Origin of the sequence: Chamaesiphon sp. VAR_48_metabat_135_sub (assembly GCF_031418915.1) — a bacterium.
Taxonomy (GTDB): domain Bacteria; phylum Cyanobacteriota; class Cyanobacteriia; order Cyanobacteriales; family Chamaesiphonaceae; genus Chamaesiphon.
In genome coordinates this window covers 1-3,785 of record NZ_JANOJV010000246.1, presented here as the reverse complement: position 1 = coordinate 3,785, position 3,785 = coordinate 1, and the positions used below count along the sequence as shown (strand labels likewise).

The window sequence follows — 3,785 nt, the reverse complement described above, 5'->3', positions numbered from 1 at the left end:
AGTCTCGAACAAACGATCGATGGTGATAAGAAAAGCCATCAACTTAAATATATCGACTGGGGAAATCCCGCGAATAATGTCTATCATGTCACCGATGAATTTGAGATCGAACGTCTCAATAGTACCCAAACTCGTCGCCCTGATATTGTTGTTTTTGTGAATGGGATTCCGTTAGTCGCGATCGAATGTAAACGCCCAGATCTAAACGATCCAATTGGCGATGCAATTAGTCAACATCTGCGGAATCATCGCCCTGATGAGATTCCGCACTTTTTTTGTGTCACTCAGATCTTGCTAGCGATCGCGCAAAATGCTGCTCAATATGGTACAACTTATACTGACAAAGAATTTTGGGCAGTGTGGAAGGAAGAAATAAATCCCGAAACTTTTGCAGCGGAACTTTATGCTTTAATTAATGTGCCTTTATCTCAAGTACAGAGTCAAAAATTACTAAACTGGCGCGAAGTTTGGGTGCAGTCAAAGATTAAAGAATTATGGGCGGCGGGAATTAGGGAAGTATCAGCTCAAGATCGGTTGCTTTATAGTTTACTTCAGCCAGCGCGGTTATTAGATATCATTCATGGTTACATTTTGTTTGATAATGGCACCAAAAAGATCGCCCGTTATCAACAGTATTTTGCTGTCAAAGCTACAATCGATCGAGTCAAGCAAGTACGCGGAGATCTTTCACGTCAAGGTGGCGTAATTTGGCATACAACGGGGAGCGGGAAATCGTTGACGATGGTGATGTTAGCGAAGGCTTTAGTGAGAGAGCCAAGCATTCTCAATCCGAAGATTATTCTAGTTAACGATCGCATCGATTTAGACGATCAATTAACAACAACTTTTAGTAAATGCAATTTACCTGTAACTCAAGCGCGTAGCGGTAAAGAGTTGCTAGAATTTCTGAATTTACCCAAAGCCGAAATTATTACTACTGTGATCGATAAATTCGATACGGTAGCGAGAGAAAAGGGTGTAAATTCTAGCCCGAATATATTTGTCCTCGTCGATGAATCCCATCGCTCTCAGTACGGACAAATTCATGCAAAGATGCGAAATGTGTTCCCCCATGCCTGTTATATCGGCTTTACAGGTACGCCGTTACTGAAAAAGGATAAAAGTACCGCCCAGAAATTCGGTGGCTTTATTCACTCTTATACTATGCCCAAAGCCGTGGGAGATAAGGCGGTAGTCCCGATCGTTTATGAAGGTAGAGAGAGCGAATTTAAAAATACTGAAGCTGTCGATAAATGGTTCGATCGCATTACAGTAGACTTGAATTCTGAACAAAAAGCCGACTTAAAACGGAAGTTCAAAAGTGCCGAACCGCTGTATGAATCCGAAGCAAGAATGAAAGAAGTTGCTTACGATATCAGTGAGCATTTTGCTAAATATTTTAAAGGTACGGGCTTAAAAGGACAATTCGCCACATCTAGCAAACGCGCCGCGATTACTTATCAAAGATTAATTAATGATTGGAAAAAAGTCAGAGCAGAGGTAATTATTTCGCCCCCAGATACCCGCGAAGATAATGATAGTGTCAAGGAAGCCGACATCTCGGAAGTGCAACGCTTTTGGAAGGATATGATGGCGATTTATGGTACGCCGAAGAATTATCAAGACAAACTAATTGAGAAATTTAAGAGCGGCGATGGGGAAGACGCGCCAGATTTATTAATCGTCGTCGATAAATTACTAACTGGTTTCGATGCGCCCCGCAATGCGGTTTTGTACATCGATAAACGACTCAAAGAACATAATATCTTGCAAGCGATCGCGCGAGTAAATCGGGTATTCGAGGGCAAGGATTACGGGCTGGTAATCGACTATCGGGGCATTTTTGGCGAAATGAATCAAGCTCTGGAAATCTACGCCGCCCTGGAGCGGGAAGGGTTCGATCGAGCGGATATTGAAGGTGCTTTGATCGATGTGCGGGTGGAAATTGCTAAACTTCCTACTTTACATGCTGCTGTTTGGGATGTATTTAAAGGAGTCACCAATCGTCAGGATCTCGAAAGTTTGCAACAGTGGCTCGAACCCCAAGATAGGCGCGATGAATTTTATGAAGCCTTGCGAGATTTTGCCAAAAATATCCGCCTCGCTCTCAGTAATTCGCCTTTCCAAGCTGAAACGCCCGAATCGACTAAACACCGCTACAATCAGGATCTAAAATCTTGGCTTAAACTGAGAGATTTGGTCAAAATTAGGTATGGAGAAAAAGTAGATTATTCCGAATTTGATGAGCAAATTCGGCGAATGGTCGAGAAAGAAATCGGCGCGTCAGAATTTATCACTATTATCGAACCTGTGGATATTTTCGATTTAGATCGATCGAATGCCGAAATTGAAAGCATTGTGGGAACAGCGGCTCAAGCCGATGCAATTGCAGCGAGAATCAAAAAAGTCGCCAACGAAAGGATGGAAGAAGATCCCATATTATACCTACGATTGAGTCAACTAATCCAAACCGCGATCGATGCTCACCGCGCTAAACGTCTCGGCGATATCGAATATCTCCAACAAATGCGATCGCACCTAGAAACCGTCCGTAGTGGCGGTGCAAATAACGTTCCGACACCATTACAAACCCGCCCCCAAGCACGGGCATTTTACAACGTTTTGCGGGATAAACTAGATAGTGATACCAATAATTCAGACGTATTTATATTACTATCGATCGGCATTGAAGACATTATCACCAAACATAAAATTCGCGATTGGCAACATCACCAAGACATCCAAAATCGGATGATCGACGAAATAGACGATCTAGTTCATGACTTAAAAAAGACTCACAATCTATTTATTCCCTGGAGCGATTTAAGCGAACTAGTCCCCAAGATTTTTAGTATTGCCAAAACCTATGAAGTTAATTGATAACATTCATCGCATCCCCTACGGGAGTAAACATATTACCTTCGCCCTCGAATATTCCCCCCGCAAAACCCTCGCGATCGAAGTTCATCCCGATCGGAGTATTATCGTCAAAGCTCCCGCAGGTGCAACAATAGAATCGATCGAATCCAAAGTCATTCACCGTGCCGCCTGGATTGCCCGACAACAACATAAGTTCGATCGATATGCCCCACCTTTACCCGCCGCTGAATGTGTCTCAGGCGAAGGCTACCGCTATTTAGGTCGTCAATATCGCCTAAAACTAATTGAGAGTCAAATTGACAAAATTCGGCTGTGGCAGGGCAGATTAGAAGTCAGTACGCCGACACCATTTGACAGAGAATATGTAGAAAGATCGATTTCTAATTGGTTTCGCGATCGAGCGACGACCGTATTTAGAGAACGTTATCGATACTGCACCAAATTAGTTGCTCCTTATGCGATTCTCCATAGGAGAGGCTACGCCAACGAACATACTACCGGAATCGAACTTCGCACCATGTCAAAACGCTGGGGAAGCTGTACCCCCAACGGTAAAATCTTTCTCAATCCCCTCTTAATTAGTGCTACCAAAGATTGTATCGATTACGTCATCATCCACGAACTCTGTCATCTGCGGTTTCCCAATCACTCGCCCAGCTTTTATCGACTGTTAGCAAGTATTCTACCCGATTGGATCGATCGAAAAGATCGTTTGAATTGTCAGGTAGAACTTAGAAAACCCGCGCAGAGCGAGGATTGAGCATATGGGCAACCCGAGGCTCGAACTCGGAACCAACGGATTAAGAGTCCGATGCTCTACCATTGAGCTAGTTACCCTGGTTATCCATCCATTCTAGCAGAAACGAATTACTAATTATTAATAAAGCTCAGAAGTTCAGTAAGAT

The 3,785-nt window shown here is 43.3% G+C and carries 2 protein-coding genes and 1 tRNA gene; 2 read left to right on the top strand and 1 reads right to left on the bottom strand.

The genetic code is table 11. From position 1 onward, the window contains the following. On the top strand, positions 1–2,880 hold a 2,880-nt coding region (locus RMO55_RS17170; RefSeq protein ID WP_310428504.1), incomplete at its 5' end, for a type I restriction endonuclease subunit R. Then, positions 2,867–3,640 carry a SprT family zinc-dependent metalloprotease gene (locus tag RMO55_RS17165; protein WP_310428502.1) on the top strand — a complete coding sequence of 258 codons (774 nt, stop codon included), beginning with the start codon at positions 2,867–2,869 and terminating at the stop codon, positions 3,638–3,640. The genes RMO55_RS17170 and RMO55_RS17165, both read left to right, overlap by 14 nt. A 5-nt stretch (positions 3,641–3,645) precedes the next feature. Here RMO55_RS17165 and RMO55_RS17160 read toward each other — a convergent pair. Next, positions 3,646–3,717, bottom strand: a tRNA-Lys gene (locus tag RMO55_RS17160). Positions 3,718–3,785: the final 68 nt, after the last annotated feature.